This is a genomic window from Microbacterium sp. CnD16-F (assembly GCF_024124465.1).
GTDB lineage: Bacteria > Actinomycetota > Actinomycetes > Actinomycetales > Microbacteriaceae > Microbacterium > Microbacterium gawkjiense.
Window position 1 is genome coordinate 1 of sequence record NZ_JAMXSA010000111.1, and the last position, 1,581, is coordinate 1,581.

A 1,581-nucleotide genomic window follows, 5' to 3' on the forward strand; every position below is an offset into this window, starting at 1 on the left:
GCGCTCGCCCGCGAGGTCGAGCGCCGCCTGCGGGCCCCACGAGCCCTTCTCGTACGACTGCACCGGCGGCGGGTCCTCCAGCACGGGCGTGATGACCTGCCAGAGCCGGTCGACCTCGTCGCCGCGCGTGAACAGCGTCTGGTCGCCGTGCATGACGTCGAGCAGCAGCCGCTCGTACGCCTCGAGCGGGCGGTGCTCGGGGTCGTCCTCGGGGAGCTTGAAGGTGGCCGAGGCGCGCGTCAGCTCGAACGTCGGGCCGGGTCGTTTGACGTGCAGCGCGGCCGTCACCTCGGGCGCCTCGCCGAGCTCGAGCACGAGCCGGTCGTCGCCGTCCTGACGCTCGTCGAACAGCGGCTCCGGGGCGCGGAAGAACAGCGTCGCGGTGCGGCGGGTCGCCGCCATCGCCTTGCCGGTGCGCAGCAGGAACGGCACGCCGCGCCAGCGGTCGTTGTCGACGTGCACGCGGACGGCCACGAAGGTCTCCACCTCGGAGTCGTCGTCGACGCCCTCCTCGTCGCGGTAGCCCTCGTACTGGCCCCGGACGACGTCCTCGGCGCGCAGCGGCTGCACGTCGGCGAACACCGCGGCCTTCGCGTCGCGGAGGTGGTCGGCGTCGATGCTCTCGGGCCGCTCCATCGCCAGGAAACCGAGCACCTGCGAGAGGTGCGTCGAGACCATGTCGCGCAGCGCGCCGGTGGCCTCGTAGAAGCTGCCGCGGCCCTCGATGGTGAGCTCCTCCGGCACGTCGATCTGCACGGCGCAGACGTGCTCGGCGTCCCACGACGGCTCGAGCAGACCGTTCGCGAAGCGCAGCGCGAGCACGTTCTGCACGGCCTCCTTGCCGAGGAAGTGGTCGATGCGGAACACGCTGTCCTCGCCGGCGACCTCGTCGAGCGTCGCCTGCAGCGAACGCGACGACTCCAGGTCGGTGCCGAACGGCTTCTCCACGACGATGCGTGCGCCGTCGGCGATGCCCGTCTCGCCGAGCATGCGGATCATCGGCTCCATCGCCGCGGGCGGGACGGACAGGTAGACCAGGCGGCGTGCGTCGTCGCCCAGCTCGGACTCGGCGTCGCGCACGGCGGCCGCGAGGTCGCTGCCGTCGTCGGCGTCGGAGGTCTGGAAGCTGGTGCGCGACACGAGCTGCTCGGCGACGTCGACGTCGAGGTCGTCGACGAACTCCTTGAGCCCGTCCATCACCTGCTCGCGGAAGTCCTTCTTCGGCTCGTGGCGCCCGGACCCGATGACGCGGTAGTCGGCGGGCAGCCGGTCGGCGAGCGCCAGCCGGTAGAGACCGGGGAACAGCTTGCGCTTGGCGAGGTCACCGGTCGCGCCGAACAGCACGACGACCTGCGGAGGGAGGGAAGAGGAGGAGCTCACGACACGTCCTGGCGTCAGGGGAACGGGGTCACGTTCCACGCTAGGAGCGACCGTGGTGGAGCGCATGCCGACTGGACGTGACGTGGTCGTGCGACGGACGCCCGTGGTGGTCGGCGGGGGCAGCGTCAGGTCGGGCCGGGTCGGTGGTCCGGGACGGTCTCGACGTCGGCGACGGTCTTGTCGGCGCGCAGACCGCGCCAG

1 protein-coding gene is annotated in these 1,581 nt (G+C 72.0%); it reads right to left on the minus strand.

Going from position 1 to position 1,581, the window contains the following annotated elements; all coding sequences use genetic code 11:
• The coding region (gene zwf, locus NH287_RS14985; protein WP_253036247.1) for a glucose-6-phosphate dehydrogenase at positions 1–1,380 on the minus strand (1,380 nt) is incomplete at its 3' end.
• Positions 1,381–1,581 lie beyond the last annotated feature (201 nt).